9 protein-coding genes are annotated in these 19,855 nt (G+C 49.9%); 1 reads left to right on the top strand and 8 read right to left on the bottom strand.

What is annotated here, in order from left to right:
* Nucleotides 1–48 precede the first annotated feature (48 nt).
* The 3 genes from ABC831_RS09585 to ABC831_RS09575 all read right to left on the bottom strand — a co-directional run bounded on the left by ABC831_RS09585 (nucleotide 49) and on the right by ABC831_RS09575 (nucleotide 7,760).
* The gene (locus ABC831_RS09585; RefSeq protein ID WP_343247923.1) at nucleotides 49–2,274 is read right to left on the bottom strand and encodes an ATP-binding protein; all 2,226 of its coding nucleotides are present in this window, start codon (nucleotides 2,272–2,274) and stop codon (nucleotides 49–51) included.
* A 60-nt stretch (nucleotides 2,275–2,334) separates the two neighbouring features.
* Nucleotides 2,335–6,075, bottom strand: a complete 3,741-nt coding sequence (locus tag ABC831_RS09580; protein ID WP_343247922.1) for a diguanylate cyclase — start codon at nucleotides 6,073–6,075, stop codon at nucleotides 2,335–2,337.
* A 1,058-nt stretch (nucleotides 6,076–7,133) separates the two neighbouring features.
* Complete coding sequence (locus tag ABC831_RS09575) at nucleotides 7,134–7,760, bottom strand: type 1 glutamine amidotransferase family protein (RefSeq protein ID WP_343247921.1); 627 nt, start codon at nucleotides 7,758–7,760, stop codon at nucleotides 7,134–7,136.
* Between the two features lie 105 nt (nucleotides 7,761–7,865).
* Here ABC831_RS09575 and ABC831_RS09570 point away from each other — a divergent pair, with 105 nt between their 5' ends.
* Nucleotides 7,866–8,840, top strand: coding sequence for a helix-turn-helix transcriptional regulator (locus ABC831_RS09570; RefSeq protein ID WP_343247920.1), 975 nt, complete (start codon nucleotides 7,866–7,868; stop codon nucleotides 8,838–8,840).
* 98 nt (nucleotides 8,841–8,938) lie between these two features.
* On the opposite strand, the gene ABC831_RS09565 is transcribed toward ABC831_RS09570, so the two are convergent.
* The 5 genes from ABC831_RS09565 to ABC831_RS09545 all read right to left on the bottom strand — a co-directional run bounded on the left by ABC831_RS09565 (nucleotide 8,939) and on the right by ABC831_RS09545 (nucleotide 19,852).
* Nucleotides 8,939–11,260: a glycosyl hydrolase family 28 protein gene (locus tag ABC831_RS09565; RefSeq protein ID WP_343247919.1), complete on the bottom strand. Its 2,322-nt coding sequence runs from the start codon at nucleotides 11,258–11,260 to the stop codon at nucleotides 8,939–8,941.
* 7 nt (nucleotides 11,261–11,267) lie between these two features.
* Nucleotides 11,268–14,540: a DUF5107 domain-containing protein gene (locus ABC831_RS09560; protein ID WP_343247918.1), complete on the bottom strand. Its 3,273-nt coding sequence runs from the start codon at nucleotides 14,538–14,540 to the stop codon at nucleotides 11,268–11,270.
* 96 nt (nucleotides 14,541–14,636) lie between these two features.
* Nucleotides 14,637–17,231: a glycoside hydrolase family 3 N-terminal domain-containing protein gene (locus ABC831_RS09555; RefSeq protein ID WP_343247917.1), complete on the bottom strand. Its 2,595-nt coding sequence runs from the start codon at nucleotides 17,229–17,231 to the stop codon at nucleotides 14,637–14,639.
* Between the two features lie 80 nt (nucleotides 17,232–17,311).
* Nucleotides 17,312–18,862 carry an ABC transporter substrate-binding protein gene (locus ABC831_RS09550; protein ID WP_343247916.1) on the bottom strand — a complete coding sequence of 517 codons (1,551 nt, stop codon included), beginning with the start codon at nucleotides 18,860–18,862 and terminating at the stop codon, nucleotides 17,312–17,314.
* Nucleotides 18,863–18,970: 108 nt separating this feature from the next.
* On the bottom strand, nucleotides 18,971–19,852 hold the full coding sequence (locus ABC831_RS09545) for a carbohydrate ABC transporter permease (RefSeq protein ID WP_343247915.1): 882 nt from the start codon (nucleotides 19,850–19,852) through the stop codon (nucleotides 18,971–18,973).
* Nucleotides 19,853–19,855 lie beyond the last annotated feature (3 nt).

Genomic DNA, 19,855 nt, shown 5'->3' with positions numbered 1-19,855 from the left:
CACTCCTTTTCAAATATTACCGGATTCGTTTTCTCTGGCTGCATATGTTTAACATTTTGCCTTCTCAATGCGCAGCCCGCTCAGCGTGCGGATCAGCGCATCCCGTTCAATGGGCTTCGTCAGATGCCGGTTCATCCCTGCCTCCAGAGCAGCCTTCCGATCCTCCTCAAAGGCGTTGGCCGTCATGGCTACGATGGGAACCCATGACGCGTCTTTTTTGCCGCTGAGGCGGATACGGCGGGCAGCCTCCAGGCCGTCCATGACCGGCATCATGACATCCATCAGAATGACGTCAAAGCTCCCTTCCGGCTGCCGTACAAAGGTATCAAGCGCTTCCTTCCCATTCCATGCGGGCGTAACCTGAATGCCTATGTCCTCCAGCATAAACCGGGCGATCTCCATGTTCAGTTCGTTGTCCTCCACCAGCAGCGCATGCATGCCTATAAGACTGACTTTATCAACGGCATTTTGCTCCTGCAGGGGGATGTCCTCCACCGGCAGCCGCAGCCTCACCGTAAACGCACTGCCTTTTCCGGGCGCGCTCTCTATCTCAATGGTTCCACCCATCAGATCGAGCAGTTGTTTTACAATGGACATTCCGAGTCCGGTGCCCTGATAATTGCTCCGGCTGATCTCCCCGGCCTGGACAAACGGCTCAAAGATCTTCTTTTGGAATTCCTCGCTTATACCAATGCCGTTGTCGCGTATGATGACGGCAAGATCGGCTTCCCGCCCGTCCGCAGAGACCTTGTTCCGGGCTGTAAATACCACTTTTCCGCCCTCGGGCGTGAACTTGACCGCATTGCCAAGAATGTTGATGAGAATCTGGCGCAGATGAAGCTCGTCCCCCCGTAAGATTACCTTAGCTGTCCCGGAAAAATCGGTCTGCAGGTCAAGCTTCTTCTCCAACGCTTGTCCTGCCACCACACTGTAGCAGCCGTCCAGCAGGCTGTCCAGATAAAAAGGCTTATCCTCCAGCTGTATTTTGCCGCTTTCGATGCGGGACATATCCAGTACGTCGTTGACCAGACTGAGCAGATGACGCGAAGCCGAGGTGATCTTCCCCAGACAGTCCGCCAATCGTACCGGGTCCGTCATACTGCGGGCAGCGATATCAGTCATGCCCATTATGCCGTTGATCGGGGTACGAATATCATGAGACATGTGTGAAAGAAATACCGTTTTTGCGCGGCTGGCCTCCTCCGCGGCCTCAGCTGCCGCACGCAGAGCTTCATTGGCCGCGGCCTGCTGCCTTAGCAGCTTTTGGCCCGACTGAAAGCGTACTACCAGAATGACAGCAAAGGAAACCACCATAACAATGACCAGCGCGATACTCCCCATACCGAAGAGAGTCTTTCTCATAAAGTCCTGCATCCGCATACTGACCACAGCCGAGGGGAGGATCGACAGCATAGACCAGCCGTTGTCCGTCATGGGCGAAGTGGTGACATAGTAGTATTTTCCTTCTTCGCTGCAAAACTCCATGCTGCTGCTTTCGCCTTCGGCGACGGTCCGACGGAGTTTTTCATACGAACCGTCGTATTGGAAGGTCAGCTTCTCCAGCGGTTTAAGCACATTGTAGACATCCCCGATCAGCTGGCTGGGCGTCTGCTCACGGTAGATTTTGGTGCCTTCACGGCTGATGATATAGTTTTCTCCCTGACCCGAAAAGCTCGTAATCTGAAATGCCTTATTGAATACGGCCATATCCCGCACCACCGCCACATGGGTTACGGTTACATCGGCCACCTGCAGGGTCAGCGGCTTCTCCATCCGATGTACAAAGACCATCTCGTCGGTTTGGGTGGTGGCGGTTGGCAATGTGGTGATCTCCACCTGACGTACCGCAGATGTCTGGTCGATCCGCACGATACTTCCCAGCCAGCGGGAATGATCTCCTGCCGCATTGTAATAATTTCCCTGTTCGTCAAAGGCCAGCAGGGAAAGTCCGTCCTGGGCATACATATTTTCTTCCTGTTTGATAAAGGCTGCCAGCGATTCTTCTGTCGTCAGAGGCTCCTCCTGCAGATGGTTGGCAAAAAATTCAGCAATATCATATTGGGCGGAGGACACCGAATCGGTGGTAACCACAATCTGTTCGGAAATTTCTTTCAGGTAGGCGACACGCTCTGTATAAATTTCCCGCTCCAAAGAGCGGTAAAACAAAGCGATTGCTGTACAGATGACAGCTACCAGCAACAGAACTGCCACAATCAGTACCGGGTTCCAGCTCTGTCTTTTATCATTGCTGCCGGCATTCTTATGTATTTTCAATCGACTCTCCTCCCCCCCAAGGCAAGTTATGGAACATGATCCTTTTCCAGGCGCGTTTTCTTACGTACTCTTATATTTTGAAATATCATGGCACGCCAGCAGGCAGGCATCCTGTTCCCCCCAGCGGACAAGTGATCCATCCGCGATCAGCCAGAGATTAAGAACCGGATTATATATCTCCAGCGACTGGCTGACAACACGTCTGATTTCGCTGGCCGGACACCGCTCACAAGGGACGTCCCGATGTAAAAACGCTTCATAGCAGCGCATGCCGGTCCGGGCTTCCGGTACAATACGCAGGGTTTGGGCATTGATATATTTCAGAACAAAGGTATCTGGGTCGATGACATAAATCCAGGAGTTCTGGTTGTCCAGAAGCATTCTCAGATCCCGGGCTGTGGAGACCATCCTATCCTGGGCCCGTTTCTTTAGCAGGAACGTGGCAAGCAGCTCCGAGATGAAGGTCAGCGCGTCGATCTGATCCTGGGTCCACGCGCGCAGCAAATTGCAGTCGTCGAAACCGACAAAACCGACAAATTTCCCTTTATCCCGCAGCGCGCACTGCAGCAGCGACCGAACACCCTGGGACACCAGAATCTCATATTGTTCCCTCGGAAGGCTTGAAACGTCCTGACAGAAAAAGATACCGTTCTCGTTGAAATTCTCCCGGTAATCACCGCCCATTTCGGTATAATCCACATACTGCAGATGATCGATGCACGGCTCGATTCCCACATTGCACCACTCAAAGGTATTCTTACACCAAAGTCCATCCTCCGAGTCCTCAAAGATATAGACCCGGCTTACGTTGTATTTGCGTCCCGCCATTTCTAAAATTGAGTTGACTGCCGACTCAATATCCCTGGATTCATAGAGCTTGCGGAACACCAGCGGCACGAGACTGTCCACGTCAAGTTTGATAGTATCATCCGATTCGATGCGGGTACCGGCGGCTATCTGCCGTACACTAAGCCCAAAAATCTTCTTCATGGTGACTGCATCATACAGGACAATCTGGTCTTTTCCCAGCTGTTTCGCCTCGTACAACGCTTGATCGCATTGCTGGAAAAGCGTTTGGAAATCATCTCCGTCCTCCGGGCAGCGGCTGATACCGATGCTGACAGTCAGCGGACAATCCTTTAGTTCGTCCACATACATGGAGTGAAATGTTTCCAGTATTTGTGCCGCTTTTTTACGCAGGAAGGCATCCGTGGCGGTGTGGTGAAAGAAAATTAAGAATTCATCTCCGCCAAACCTGGAAATGATGTCATCTGCCCGAAACAGGGTTTTGAGACGCAAAGCCGCCTCGGTCAGCACCGCGTCTCCAAACATGTGGCCGCGGGTGTCATTTATTTGTTTAAAGTTATCCAGATCGATCAGAAATAGGGCAAACTGATCCGTCTTGGTCTTTTCCTCCAGCATTTGCCGGATTCTTTCATTTGCGGTCGCTTTGTTAAAGAGCTGTGTCAGGGCGTCCCGCTCCGCTTTGTTGACGAGGACTTGTGTCCGGCGCTTTTCCGCATCGATATCCACGATAACGCCGACTGTCTTTAACGGCTGTCCGGCCTCATCAAACTGCGAGGTCGCCCGTATGCGGCACCACAGGTACTTTCCGTCAGCATTGGCAATCCGTATTTCTGCCTCCGCATAGGAGACGCCGGAAGAGGCATCTTCCATTAATTTTTTCAGATGCGGCAGATCCTCCGGTAGGATATGAGAGATTGTCCGTACCTGCGCACTTGAATCAAGCGGCACATATCCGAAGCGCTTTTCCCAGTTGGGGGAGTAAGTAATCTTATCTTGGCGGATGTTCCACTCAAAGATGATGTCATTGGTCTGGTTGAGGATGATCTGGTAGCGCTCCATACTCAGGCGTAGCGCCTCTTGGGCCTGCTTAACCTGGGTGATGTCAGTGAGCACGCAGTTGAGATATTCCCGACCGTCCTCACCGGAAAACATGCGGCATTTATCCAATACCCAGACTACCTGTCCCTGTTTGGAGATAACCCGGTATTCCAGTTCCTGGGAGCCGGAGGCGCTGACCTGTTCGAGAAATTTATGGCGCACCGCCTGCTGGTCCTCCGGGTGGATCATCTCGAAGAAGTGATTCCGGAAGCGGCTTTTAAGCTCCTGCTCATTGTAGCCGAACAAGGTGATGAACCCGGAATTGACATAAGTTATTGTAAACCACTGATCGCCGAGACATTGCTGGATTCCCACAGGCAGATTTTGTATGGTCGGAGCACCGGTCTTTTCTGTCCATGCAGCGTTATTCCCGGTGCCCGGCTCCAATAGTTTCCAGATAATGAGCAGCTTATGATCCTTGGGGCTGTCGACATTGACCCGCAGAGCGGTGGCCTCATACCGGACGTACTCACCGGTTGCCCGGTGCAGCACCCGATAGGTCCGGGTGTTTTTCATCAAACCCCGGCCAAAGAAGTCGTCTATGTAGCTGCTCAGAATTTCCAGAACGGCTGAGCGGTCTTCCGGGTGGACACAGTTTTCCACAAAAATGCGGAACGCTTCCTCAAACACTTCGCTGGAGCGAAGCTCCTGGAAATCCTCGTTCTGCTGATAAATCAGGTGGTAAGCACCCAGATTCAGATCTACCTCCATCACGGTACAATCAAGGTAGCGCAGAAGGGAAAAATACTTGGTATGTCCCGCTTCCGGTTCTGGTGGAAGAGCCCGCTCCATTAGATGATCAGACCGTGGAATCAGGCCGGAAATCTCCTGCAATGGCTGACCGTCCGAGTAGCTGAGGGCCAGAGAAGAGAATTGTTCCCCCACATTTTTGAAACACTCCAGCAGTTGGGGGGAGAACTGCCCGCATTCGCCATTCAGGATCATCGTGGCCGCTATTTGGGCAGGAAGCGCCTTGCGATAGATCCGGTCAGTGGTTAATGCGTCGTAGCAGTCGGCGATACCGACCGCCTGGGCATAGACGGGGATGTTATCGCCTATGAGCCCGTCCGGATATCCCCTGCCGTCCCACCGTTCATGATGATAGCGGCAGATATTGTAGGCGTAGGTCAGGTATTCCTGATCCCCCATACGCTCAAGCCTCTCCAGAATCTCACAGCCCTTCACCGAATGGGATTTCATTATCTCAAACTCTTCCGCCGTGAGCTTGCCCGGCTTATTGAGAATAGTATCCGGAATGGAGATTTTGCCGACGTCATGGAGGGCAGCTGCTTCCGCAATGATACCGATAGCGCGTTCGTTTAGATCGTATTCCGGGCAGCTTCGCATGACCTCCTCCAACAGTATCCTGGTGAACATACGGATGCGCAGGACATGCTGGCCGGTCTCAGCGCTGCGGTGTTCGATGACCGAGGAAAGCGTGTCCATGATGACGTCGCGCGACTCCCGCAGCTTAACGGCCTGCTCCTCCACCATCTCTTCCAAATGCAGCTTGTGGCGGTTCAGCTCTACTGTATTCTGTACCCGGCGGCGAACCACATGGGGTTCAAACGGTTTGATAATGATATCCGCCGCACCCAGATCAAAGGCCCGAACCTCGTTCTCTGTGGACTCATCTGAGGTGATAACGATAACCGGAATGCGGGTCATGAGACCGCTTTGAGTCATCTCCACCATGACTTCATAACCGTCCTTGATCGGCAGGACAAGATCCAACAGCACTGCCGCCAGTGAATCCCGATACTGCCGGATCAGCATCATGGCCTGCTCACCATTCTCGGCTTCTATAAAATTATATTCCTGATTAAACTGTGCACGGAGGATGGCGCGATTGACCTCCTCGTCATCCACAATTAAAAGTGTATCCTGCTTCCTCATACCGCCGTCCTCTTTTCCCCGGGGCAAGACCGCGTCTGCTCTGCTTCATGTATGGACATCCGCATCCGGTTCCCGCAGGTTTATTATAAAATCCTTATCCATTTATCCCCGCTTCACCCACTATGTTTTATTTACGGCAGGGTTCCCCAGCCTTACTCATTTACCAATAAAGTATAACAAAATCCCCGTTAATTATCAACTATATTAAGAAGTCCGAGTATTTAGATCTCCAAGGTCCGGATCTCCAATTCTTAGTCCTTAAAAAATGTATTTTATTTTCTTCCTATATGAAAATTGGTGCCGGGAACAGATTCCAGCACCAATTTTTTTTACAGTCTGTATAAATATAACGCCCATGCGGTTCTATGCCGCATGGGCCGGATCTAATCATTTAATACGCTATTGATATAATCACGAAATTCATTATTATTCAGCCCCAGCCAAAAGTACCTGCCATAAACAACATTATCTTTTACACTATAATTCAGTGTACTTTCTATTTCATTATCCTTATAAATATATAAATTTATCCCATTTTCGTTATTATTGATTAATTTACTAAATCTTCGAGGGTAAATAATGGTATCGTCTATAATAGAGGCTAAATCATTTTTATCATCGTAATCACTAATCATTATTTTCCTGGAATCTGATACAAGATTAATCCAATCATAATCTTTACGTTCTATATATTTGAATGATTTGCTGTCAGACGAATAATTAATATACAAATTAATTATGGTGAATAAAATCATCAAAATAATGATTCTAATTGTTACTTTAAATTTGGGTTTCACCATTATCACCGACTTTCATTACTATAAATTATATTTAGTTATATTAAGTATAATTTATTTCAAATCAACCGTCTACAGTAATCAGGTTCTTTCTGAGAGTTGGGTATAGCCTGGTAACCGGAATGCCCGTGTACTTATACATTAAGCCGGTTGCGGACAGACATTCCAATTACCAGGCTATACCCCAACTCTCAGAAAGAACCAGTAATCATCTATCCCAGCTGCAGGCGTATCAGTTGTCATCCCCAGACGGCAAAGTTTTCATGAGGGTAAAGTTTTCATGAGGGCAAAGAAATGTTTTGGCGCACCGGTGCTGAAATATTCATACCAGGCTTCCAGTGTGTCCGATTGAAAAACACCTAAATACTCAATAATTTGTTTCGCCCACAACAAACCTCCGGTGGAACTTGCTGTTATAAGGTTGTGATCCGCGACAGAAGGTTTGTCTATATAAAAACTTTGTCCTTTATAACCAGGAGAAACCATTTCAAGAAATCCCGGGCCATTGCTGGTATGCGGCCGCTGATCCAATAGCCCAAAGTTGGCAAGTAAAGCGGTCGCCCCGCAGATTGCGCACACCAAAGCTCCTGAGGAAAGGAATTCTCCTGCTTTTTCAATGATGGCGCCATGTTTTGGGTCGTTCCATGTATTAGCGCCCGGTAACAGCAGCCCGCTTGTTTCACTCACAACGATATCTTCAATTAAGCAGTCGGGTACTATGGTCAGCCCGCCCATTGTATGGACAGGCTCTTTGGAATCGCTGACTGTTTTGAGCGATACACGCTGCGCGCCCTTTTTGAAAAACCGGCCGGAATTCAGCTCCGGGATCACATGACCCAGTTCCCAGTCGGCTAATGTATCAAGAACATAAATATAGACAGTAAACATAAATTTCCTCCATTTTCATTGTTTTATTGATTTGTTTCCTTTTTTATTTTATCATTAATTGTTGACAACAGTATGGCCATAATCTGAATGGAAAGGCGGCTATTTATGAAAGTAGACAGACTTGTCAGTATTATTATGATACTCCTTGATAAAAAGCGTATCGGCGCACAGGAGTTAGCAGATCTGTTTGAAGTATCCCCCCGTACCATCTACCGTGACATAGATGCTATTAACATGGCGGGTATTCCTGTTCACGGGACATCGGGAGTGGGCGGCGGCTTTGAAATCATGCCGAATTACAAGTTGGATAAAAATGTTTTTTCAACTGCTGACCTTTCCGCTCTCCTGATGGGGCTTTCCAGTCTTTCCAACATGGTACGGGGGGATGAATTGGTACACGCGCTTGCGAAAGTCCGGAGTTTTATCCCCGCCGACAGAGCAAAAGACATTGAACTAAAAGTAAATCAGATATACATAGATTTAAGTCCGTGGACAGGCAGCACGGATATACAGTTATATTTAGAATTTATCAGGCAGGCTTTGCAGGAAAGAAGGCTGCTTTCCTTTGAATATGTAGCCCACCACGGCAATAAAACCGCACGAACAGCCGAGCCGTATCAGCTTGTATTGAAAAGCAGTCATTGGTATTTGCAGGGGTATTGTCATAAAAGAAATGATTTTCGCTTATTCCGAATATCCCGCATGTCCAACCTGCAATTACAGGAGGAAACTTTTACACCACGGGATTGTCCGAAACCGACTTTAGATTTTTCGGAAAATTTGGAAACGATGCAAACAAAAATCAAACTCCGTATTCACAAATCTGTCATGGACCGGTTACTGGATTTTTGCACTTATGAACACTTTTCGCCAGATGGCGATGAGCATTACATGGTCAGCTTTCCATTCATAGAGAACGATTACTACTACAATATTCTATTCAGTTTTGGGGATAAATGCGAGTGTTTGGAGCCGTTACCTATCCGTACGGAAATGAAGCGCAGAATACATGAGATAGCCGCCATATACGATCAGCCGCGCGGAAACAGCCTATCGGAAGATAACCGGTCTCATTTATGATACAGTTCGATATAGCGCTTTTCTATTGAAAAAGCACCGGCGAAAAAGCACCAGGCCCCCGGCCTGGTGCTTTTCACCCTAAAGGAAATGGCATCCCATTAACCGCCATTCACCGTTCCATACATCTGCACACATTCATCCGGCTTTAGAGAGCCGAACATCGGCACCGCGACATAATCCCCTGTCCCCGGAAGAACCGTATGAAACAGCATCTCCAGCAGAAACTTTCCTTCCCGGATCTGCAGTTCCCCGAAGGGGATCACCGCAGAATAGGTGCGGGCCGCCTGTCCCCGGATACTCTTCGTTTCCGGGAGTTCTCTCCTGATCAAATGTTTCACTTTAGGCTGGTTGTGAAACACCATGGTGACTTCCAGGATGTTCCGGATTTCCGGCGCCGCGCACACCCCCTCCTCTCCCGCCACAAAGGAGGGAGCCTGGGCATACATTGTCTCAGGAATGAGGAACATCATATCCCCGGCCGATATCTCCGGCATATCCGCCACGAATAATTCGACGCCGGAATGCAGATACGGTCTGTTCTGTACCTGGAAATTTCTTTTTTCAATGGGCGTCCCCTGCACGCCGCTGCCGGCATCGTCCGCCACCACGGCTTCGATCACCAGCTGATCCTTATAGCGGGCCAGCCGTACTTCAGCCGCCTTTTCTTTGTTGTGATACACCGGAATTACAGGAACACCGGCCAGAGCGGTCTCATGATATTGCTGATGGTATTGCTCAAGCTCTGTCAAATGTAACTCCACATCAAACAGGCACTCTGCCCGGCGGAATCCAAAATAGTCCGAATGGACACATGCCACGTACCGGTTCGGACGGAGTGTCCTCACATAGGTACAGGATGTCTGCTGAAGCGGGGCCAGCCGGAATGCCGTGTATGTTTCCTCCTGATCTGCCAGAGTGTCGGGCCATATTCCTATCCGTATGCGGCCCTCTGCCCTGTCCGAAGCCGACGTGTTTGTTAATATGACGTCGAATAGGATTGTCTCATAGCCGTTCGGCTGTCTTTCCCGTGACCGGATCGTGATCCTGCTGTCCACGATCGGGATCGGTAACGCCGGTCCGTCCGATTCGAAAGTAATATCATGAGTATACTCCAGACAGTCCAGTTGGCACTCGGCGGCGGAAGATATTTTTTTCCCCAGCACCTCGATGTTCTTAAAATAGATCTGTCCGACCGTATTCTCCTCCCCGTATCCCTGGATCCGTGATCTTTCGAAACAGCTCTTTATTTCTTTCCCCACATACTGAATGTTCTCAAAATAAATGTGATGGATTTTCCCCAGCCCTTTGCTTTCATTCCAGAAGGAAGGACGTATCCTGAGATCAAACAGCTGGGACCCTTCGGCCTCCTCGATCCTTATATTCCGGAAATAGATGTGATGGATATCGGCCCGGTCTCCTTCATGGATCCCCATAATAGGATAGCCGGACAGGGACCGGATCACCGTTATGTTTTCAAAACAGACATGGCTGATACTGTCCGCCCGGTTCTCATAGCCCACCTCCATCGGCCGGCCGAAATCATTCCAGATCGTGCAGTTTGTAAAACGGACCTGCTCCACGTCGCCTGTGTCAAATCCCTTTACAACCAGGCTGTCATCCCGGTTGCGTATGAAACAGGAGTCCACCTGGACATCCCGGGAACCGCAGATATCGATTCCGTCGGAATTTTCCCTCCAGCCAAAGATTTTTATATTTGAAATCTGAACCCTCCGGCACCCCATGATCCGGACCGTCCAGGTCGGGGAGTCATGAATGATAATGCCCGATATGGTAACATCCTCACAGTCAATGATATCCACACAGCGCTTGTCAAACCGCTCCAGCCGGGGTATTCTTTCAGCACTTAAAGTCCCCCTTCCGCAGATATGCAGGTTCCTCACATGATCCGCATGGATTTCGCCGTAGACCATGGCCCCTTCCGCCAGATAAACCGTCTGGCCGCTCTCCAGACGGATCACACCCGCTTCATGGACGCCGGGGCCAAAATAGAGCAGATCCTTTTCCTTCCGCTTTGCAGGCTCAGGCTCGCAGGGATTTGCAAACAGATGCAGGGTCTCATCCAGATTTTCATTCAGGGTAATCGCCAATTGGGCCGGATGATCGATCCGGAAATGCAGTTCCCTGCCGTCTGTTTGGTATTTGAGCACGCTATGGTATGGCTGGATAACGGCTGTCCTGATTTCAAAAGGAACCCGGACCCGGATGTCCGCACTGCCGTCCAGGTCAAAATAGGCGTACGGGAGCTTTTTGGCATGTTCATAGGGCGGGTAGAGCAGCTCACATGCATAGATATCCGTTTGATTCCCATTGATCCATACCTCATACTTGTTGACCTGACTGCCCAAATCCGATTTCCCTTCCCGCAGCTGCTGTTTAGTAATACTGTTTTTATACGTCATCCCTGATTCACTCCTTGCTCTCCAGGATCTCGTCTTTGATACAGGAATACAGGTATCCTTCCCATACATATGGGCAATACGTCTTTGCCGCAGCCATACAGGCGTCTGCCCCGGGCTGATCCCCGAAACCTAACAAGGCAAATGCTTTCAGCGCGTATCCGTTCACCAGGTTCGATTTCACGATATCATTCTCAAAAGGCATGGGCGAAGGAGAACCCACTCCGTAATAACTGCGCCGCTCTTTGTGTTCGATCCAGTCCTTTGCGGTCTGTATCATTTCGTCCAGCACCGCCTTTGCCTCACTGTACTTCCCGGTCTTTTGCAGCGCCAAAGCCCGGAACAAGGAGATCTCCGATACAGCGGCTTTATAGCCGGAGGCCTCTTCATACGCTTCGCCGGCTTTCTCCCTCTCCCCTTCCTGCTCGTACAGGCAGCCTAAATAGTAATACAGATGTGCCTCCTGGTTAAAAAAGGTTTTCGCTTCCCCATAGGATTTTGGAATCCGAGCGCCAGCCAGGTAGGCTTCTTCTGCCTCCTTAATCCTTCCCTGGCATTTCCGCTGTCTGCCCAGCAGTACATGAAGCCAGGCATGAAGTTTGGTCAGTTTTCCCTCACCGCCTTCATAGATATGGAAATGTCTGTTTTTTGCCAGACGGATGGCCTCCTCATATTGGCCGGTCATGCACTGCAGCGTAATATAGTCCAGATAACAGTCATCCCGTTTCTCCATATTTTCCCTGTTACATTCATAAATCTTCAGACGCCGTTCTGGGGATACATCCATGTTCTTTAACAGCTGCTGATATTCGAAAAGAATCCTGGAATCGCTCTTTCGGCATTCCATCGCTTTTTCCATGCACAGTCTGGCGCTTCTTTTATTATTTTGTTTGTCATAATAGGCGAGAGCCAGATTCCGGTATGCTTTTCCATGGCCTGGATCAATCCTGACACATTCCTCCCAGCACTTTACCGCTTCCGAATAGCGGAATTTATCATAGAACAGACAGCCGAGATAATAAAAAGCGTTGGCCCCTTCGGGATTATGCTTCACCGCTGCTTCCAGCATCCGCATTTCCTCCAGACGGGAAGGAAAGCAATACTTCGTATCCAACGCTTCCGCTTTCTCCAAAAGTCCCGCAATGTTCTGCTGTTCACCCATTTTATCATACAGGCCGGCCATCACATAATACGGCATCGGATGTCCTTTTGGCGCGTCCTGTAATACCTGCAGCGCCTCTTCATACATACCCGCGTGGATATACTCAAAGGCGGCATCCAGATAATTATCGGTCTTATGTCCGAAGATCCGGCCGACCGGATACTCCTCCTGTACGGACCGATTCCACTCCAGCATGGACAGCATATCCAGCCGGTCCAGTCTTTGGATGCCCTCCAACAGCTCTTTCGCCTCTTTTGTATTTCCCATCTTCCGGTACAGGATAGCCTTAAGGTTCATCGCCCTAATATGATCCGCATTTAAACTCAGGGAAATATCTAATTTTTCCAATGCCTCCCCGAACCTTCCCGCACGGCAGTCGAGCGCTGCCAGTTCAAAATAAGAAGCGCTCCGGTACCGGTAGTCCCAGCCCGCCATATGGAACACGCCGTATGCCTGGTCCGTCTTATCCTGATACAGAAGCGCCAGCCCCTTAAGGTACAGCGCCTGTGTATCGTCCGGATGCTGGTTCCTCATGGTCTGCCGTTCAAGCGCCTGGTCACAGTGCCGGATACATGCATCAAATTCCCCATTTTTCAGTTCCAGTCTGGCCATTGCCGTATTGCAGCGGATGTCTCCGGGATCTCTTCTTAACCCCTCCAAATAATAATCTCTGGCATCATAATTATGCTGCTTATACTGTTCCAGATGAAGGCCGTTGATATACAATTCTTCCACCGTGTTTATTTCATCTGCCGGGAGCACCGGCTTGCGCACACAGATGGGTTCTCTGACTCCCTTTGGGCAGAAGCGGTATGTAACCAGCTCCTCCCTCTCCCTGTAAAGGACCGCTGCACTGATTCTGCTGAACTCCATGTGGTTCATCGGAATATATCTGAGGTAAGCCGTCTCCGGGTCCATATCCACTCTTTCTTCGAATATGGTTTCCGTGCCGTACATTACCTTCACCATAGCGTCCGCGAACGTTCCCGTTGTGTTGACACCGATAAATAATCGGTCCCCCTTCTGTTCCACATTGATCGCAGCGTGCGCGGTCGCATTTTTAACATCGCCTATCTCACGGATCGGATACCAGATCTGTTCAAAATACCTGGTTTCATAGGGGCCGATCCAGGTAAAATCAGGCTGGTTATCGGTATAGACACCGGTCATCAGTTCTATGTACGGGCCGTTTTTGTCTGTCAGATTCGAGCACCACATATCGCCGAATTCCCCCGCTCCCCAGTGCCAGAGCTTCTTACCCGGAGCGATATGATGGTCGGCTACGGTAACGATCCCCTTTTGCTTTTCCCTGTCATAGCCCGCCACGAAATCCATGTCCGACTGCCCCTGGGACACCAGGAAGGAGGACGGCACCTTTATAGCAGTATAGTCCGACAGATCAGTCCCCTCACCGTAATCATAGGGGCGGGCCGTCTCATAGATCCCCTTGGCTATGGGCCAGCTCATGACCGCGCGCCGGTCATGGTCATTGACCCATTCTACATCCGGAGGAAATATCGTCTGATAGGAATCGCCCGCCGGAGCGGCCAGGTTCGCCCACCACATAAATACCTGCGGCTGGCTGGTCCGGTTATAGATCCGGATTTTGGCTTTGATATAGGATCTGCCGGGCTCGATGCTGATACCGGCCATCCCCTTCATCCGCTGAAATGGTTCGATCTCTCCGGTCCAGACGGTCTTGGAGCCGTCTTTTCCCTCTTCCGCCACCGCCTCCAGAGGCATATAAGTCGTCGGCCGGTGATGCTGGGGCCAGTTGAACTCGATACCGCCGGAGATCCAGGGTCCTGCCAGACCGACCAGCGCTGGTTTGATCACTTCATTATAGTAAACGAAATCATAGTTTCCGGTTTTGTCATAAGCCCTTAAGATTTTGCCGCCTATCTGCGGCAGAACCTGTACTTTAATATACTCATTTTCCAGCGTATAGACTTCATATTCCACATCTGTTTTTTCATCGTTTATGCTGTCCGAAAAAGGAAGCGGATAGAGTTTTCCCGAAGCACCCTGATATGGCTTGTTCTCAAAAAACATCGGCAGCTCCAATGCCTCTGCGGGCACATATGTCGGTATTTTTATATTTTCTTTCTTTAAACTGTTCATTATGAACATCCTCCCTGATTTCACTCTCCGGATTTATGCCTTTCCATTTTTGCTATTTTCATGTCTCTATTCGTCTTTACGGATAACCTGTTCCCGTTATCCCATCGGCTTGTCAGATTCACTCACAGTCAGAACCGCTCTCTGCCTGATATCCCTGCTGGAGCTGCCGATCAGGATCTCGAAGTCTCCCGCCTCCACCACTTCATGCAGCTGCTCATCTAACAGGCTCAGCATCTCTGGCGTGATGACAAATACAAGCTCCTTTGCTTCTCCTCTCTTCAGGAAAATCCGCTGAAAATCCTGAAGCTTACGTTCCGGAACCGTCACACTGGAGTATAAGTCATGAATATAGAGCTGGACTACTTCTTCCCCATCGCAGGCGCCGGTGTTCGTAACCGTTATCCGCGCGGTACAGGTCTCCCCTGCTGAAATGTTCCGGGAAGACAGGGTTAACTCTCCATAGGAAAATGCGGTATAACTCAATCCATAGCCAAACTCAAATAACGGCTGGTCACTCAGGTCATGATACCCGCTGTTTCTGCCCCGGGGTTCACTGTCATAATGAATCGGGACCTGGGCGATCTGTTCCGGGAACGAGATCGGCAGCCGTCCCGCCGGATTATAGTTTCCCCTCAGGACATCCGCCAAAGCCCTGCTGCCTTCCTGTCCCGGATACCAGGCATAAAGTACAGCACTTACACGGTCAATCCATCCTGACATCGTCACCGCGCTGCCCGCATAGATGATTACCACCACCTTCTTGCCCGCATCCGCCAGATCCGTGATCAGCCTTTGGGCTGTCTGGGGCAGATCCAGGTTCGCTCTGTCGCTCCCCTCGCCTTCTGTTACCCCGACCGCGTAGATACAGGTGTCATATCCACTGAACATCCGGGCATAATCCGGTTCAGAGGGAGCTTTACCGGCGACGTAATCCCAGGAGAATGATATTTTCGGATTGGAGCCCGAAGTGCTGAAGCCGATCACCACCGGATAGGTCTTTCCCTTTTCCAGATAGCAGCAGGCCGTCTGCCTGTCGGTAACTGTATCCTGGAAGCGGTCGATCAGCATCTGGGCATCGATCTCCAGGCGCACTCCTCCATTGGCTTCGATGCAAAAGGTATAATTGCCGCTTTCTGCCGGGCTAAGAAATCCTCTCCACTCCACGGAGAAGCCTTTGCCCACCTCAAAATCCGGGTGCTGGTCAACCGGCTGACTGCTCCAGTCAAACAAGATTTTATCGTCATACCGGATCAGTTTGGGACCAAAGCTGAATTCCTTATTATCCTTATAGATACCCTTCCAGCCGGGACAGCGGCCCTGGTCATCCAGGGAGAATACATAAGGATTCTCAACTATGTAAAACGCGTCATTGCTGCATACACCGGTATCGATATAATCCGCCTCCGTCAGCAGATCAGCCAGGGAGGGAACTTCGATGTCCCATGTGGAATATCCCCCCAATCTGGGATGGACCGCCAGCGTGCCGGTAAGCGCGATTTTTTGTGATTTAAGCGGCAGTACCCCGTCGTTCCTGAGTAATACCAGGCTCTTTTGGGCAGCCCGGTACGCTGTTTCCCTGTGCTTTTCACAGTCCGCTATTGCAGCCGCACAGTCCGGATCACAGAATAGGTCCCCGTCAAACAGGCCGATTTCAAATTTCGCTTTTAGAATATCCAGTACAAGAGCATCGATCTCTTCCTCTGTAATCAATCCTCTGCCAAGAGCCTCCTCAAGCTTCGTGTATCCGCCCTGGTCCGGCAGCTCCCGATTGACTCCGGCTTTGACCGCTTTTGCTGCTATAACGGTTAAATCATCCGAGATCTTTAACAGATTCCGCGCCTTTTCCATCATACCGTAGTCCGTTACCACAAAGCCGTCAAAGCCCATATACCCACGCAGCATATCTTTGATCAGCCATTGGTTCAGTCCGCACGGTACGCTGTCCAGGGTGTTGTAGGAGACCATGACTGATCTGGAGCCCGCTTTTGCGATACATTCCCGGTAGGGTTTAAAAAATACACTTTTCAATAATCTTTCACTGTAATATACAGGGGCAGAGTCACGGCCTCCCTCACCGCTGTTAGCCACAAAGGCTTTCGGAGTTGTGATTACCCCCTCCTTTTCAAAACTTCTGCAGTAGGCAACTGCCATCCGGGAAACCAGGCAGGGATCTTCCCCATAGGTTTCCTCCACCCTTCCCCATCTCAAATCCCTGGCAATATCCACACAGGGAGACAGTGCCTGGCGTATCCCTCTGGCCCGGCATTCCCGCGCGATGACAGCTGATGCTTCTTCCATCATTTCCACATCCCATGTAGCTGCCATCCCGATAGACTGCGGAAAGGAGACTGCGCCCTTCAGGCATAATCCATGCAGTGTCTCCGCATGGATCAGCGGCGGAATACCCATCCGGGAATTCTTCCGGATCTCGTCCGTCACTTCGTTGATCATTTGAACCTCCTGCTGTACGCTGTAATTCATACGAACCCGCTCAAAGGCCAGTCCGCCAATCCCTTCCGGCCCAATCCGGTCCTTTCCTGTATAGTTTCCATGTCCATCGATTATGTCCTGTACAAACTCACACCTGAGCTGGGCGGTTTTCTCCTTAAACGTCATCAATCGGACCAGCTCTTCTGCCCTTTGCCGGGCGGTCCTTTGTCGGGCGGTTCCTGCTCCCGGACTTTTACTCATCGTTGTTGTTCCTCCCCTATTCGATTAATAAGGGGCAGACCGTTGAACTCGCTCAAAGGCTGCCCCTATTAGATTTGTACTTATTTATTTGCCAGCCACTCGTCTATCTGTCTTTGCATTTCCTGAATAATGGTGTCCGCACCAGCCTGATTTAATTTATCCAGGAAGCTGTCAAGTTCCGTCTCCGGGTCCGCAGCCCCCACCATCAGGGCCGGTAACAGTTCGTCCGCCACCGAGGAACACTGGGCGATCTCAGAGTTGACCGGGGTGGCGTCAAAGGAGAACCCAATCAAAGGCGAGGTAAAAGCATCTTCATTTACCTTTCTGGTCTGCTCCCAGACATCATCCGGCGCATTTCCTGCCAGATAGCCGTTATATACACAGCCCAGCGCCCAGGAGGAATTGACAAAGTTGTAGGAATCGCCGGTCAGTTCGATCCGGTTATCGCTCACCTTGTTATAGTGTGTGCCTTCGATCCCGTATACCAGCAGATTATATAATTCTGTATCGTCCGGATCATTGATCAGCTCCAGCAGCATCATGGCCCTTTCCGGATTTTTGCTGGACTGGGGAATCGCGTTTAAGGTGGTCAGTATCCCGGACGTGGACAGGATCGGTTTTCCCCAGGCAGTCTCTTCGATCTCATAGCCCCGCATTAGGGACTGTTCCTGCGCACCGCCGGGTTTGATGTTGGTGTTGAGGGCTACCCCGATATTTTTAGCCTTGAAATCCGCTCCTGTTTCCTTATAGGAAGCCGCATCAGACCGGATATAGCCTTTCTGATACCATTCATGCATCAAATTGAAATATTCTTTCACTTCATCCATATTAAACTGATTGACTACCTGTACCTCATCGTTGAATACGTTGATCGCTCCCGGAATGAATTTTCCGGCGATCGTCTCGATACCGTAATACGCGTATATGCGGTCCAGGGCCGAGGCGGCGCCCACACCGGACAGGAACGGGATAAACGTTTCATTCTCGCTCTTTTTCATCTGTTCCAGCACCGGTTCCAGATCCCTAAGCTCCTTCGTATCCTTGATATTAAAATTATATTTCTCCTCATAATCCTTCGGCATCAATGGGCCGCTGGTCTTGGCAGATATCTGTTGATTCACCACCCCATAAATCTGTCCGGATATCCGGGTCGCATCCCAGAATTTTTCCGGCACGGAGGCTTTTAGCTTGGGCGCGTACTGGTCCAGCAGATCGTCCAGCGGCAGATAAGCACCTTTCGCCACATTCTGTACATAGTTATTGGACCAGTCGGAGGTAAAACAGATATCCAGCGGTTCACCCGTCGACAGCATCACGGAAACCTTGTCACTGTAGTCTCCAAAACTGACAACATTGAAATTAACTGTAGCATTGATCTTCTCTTTAATAATCTCATTTGCCTTTTCGAACACCATCTCCGCGTCTGTCTGAGCCACTCCCGGTATATACCAGGTCAGTTCCACCGGCTCCAGATCAGACTGTCCTTCCCCTGAATCCCCTGCATCGGTGGCGACCGGTGTCGCCTGGGCCGCGTCCTCCTGTTTGTTTTCCGGCGCTTTGGTACCACACCCTCCCAAAATCAGAACCGCTGCCATACAGAAAGAAATTACCCGCAATTTTGTTCTTTTCATTGATCCTCTCTCCTTCTCTTTGTTCATTTTAATGATATAATTTTTACGGAAGACAATCCACTTATTCTTCTATCCCTCCCTTTTTTATCTTCTCCTTCGTGGTGGTGTCTATCCTTTGACTGCCCCTACCGTTAAACCCCTGACAAAATATTTCTGGAAAAACGGGAAAACAAAAAGCATAGGTCCGGCAGCAATAATGCACATGGCCATTCTCGCCGATTCATTGGGAAATTTGGTCATATCAATGGTCACGGCACTGGCTACCTGTGATGTCAGGAACTGTATGTTGGACATGATCTTATATAACTGATACTGCAAAGGTACCAGGTGGGACGACGGGGATGTATACAGGAGTGCCTGATACCAGTCATTCCAAAATGTCAGCACCAGGAACAGACCTACGGTGGCCAGCGCCGGTTTCGCCAGCGGAATCACAATGGACCAAAGCGTTCTGACCTCATTGGCTCCGTCCAGCCTGGCGGACTCTATCAGGGATACCGGTATTTTGGCAAAAAATGTCCGCAGCAGGATAATGTACCAGGCGTTCGCCAAATGGGGTACCATCAGGGCCAGCATCGTATTCTGTATATGCAGCACCCTGGTAACCACCATGTATGTAGGAATCAATCCCCCGTTAAATATCATGGTAAAAAAAACATAGAACATAAGCGGCCGGCGCCATTTGAAATCAGACCGGGACAGCGGGTAGGCGATGAAGGTATCGATCACCAAAGCGCTGAGGGTACCGGCCACCGTTAAGGTAATCGACACTACGTAAGACCGCAATATCTGCGCACTGCCCTTAAACATGTAGGCATAAGCCTCGAAGCTTATTTTTTTGGGAATCAGGCTGTATCCGTTTTTCACAATATCCATCTCATCGGATAAAGAAATCGATATGATCGCAAGTATCGGAATTATACAAATAAAACAGAAAAACAATAAAATAACGATAGAAACAATTTTTCCAAAACTGATCTTCTTATTCATACT

Origin of the sequence: Diplocloster hominis, assembly GCF_032380655.1 — a bacterium.
GTDB classification, from domain to species: Bacteria; Bacillota; Clostridia; order Lachnospirales; family Lachnospiraceae; genus Diplocloster; species Diplocloster hominis.
This window is presented reverse-complemented; position numbering and strand designations above follow the sequence as displayed.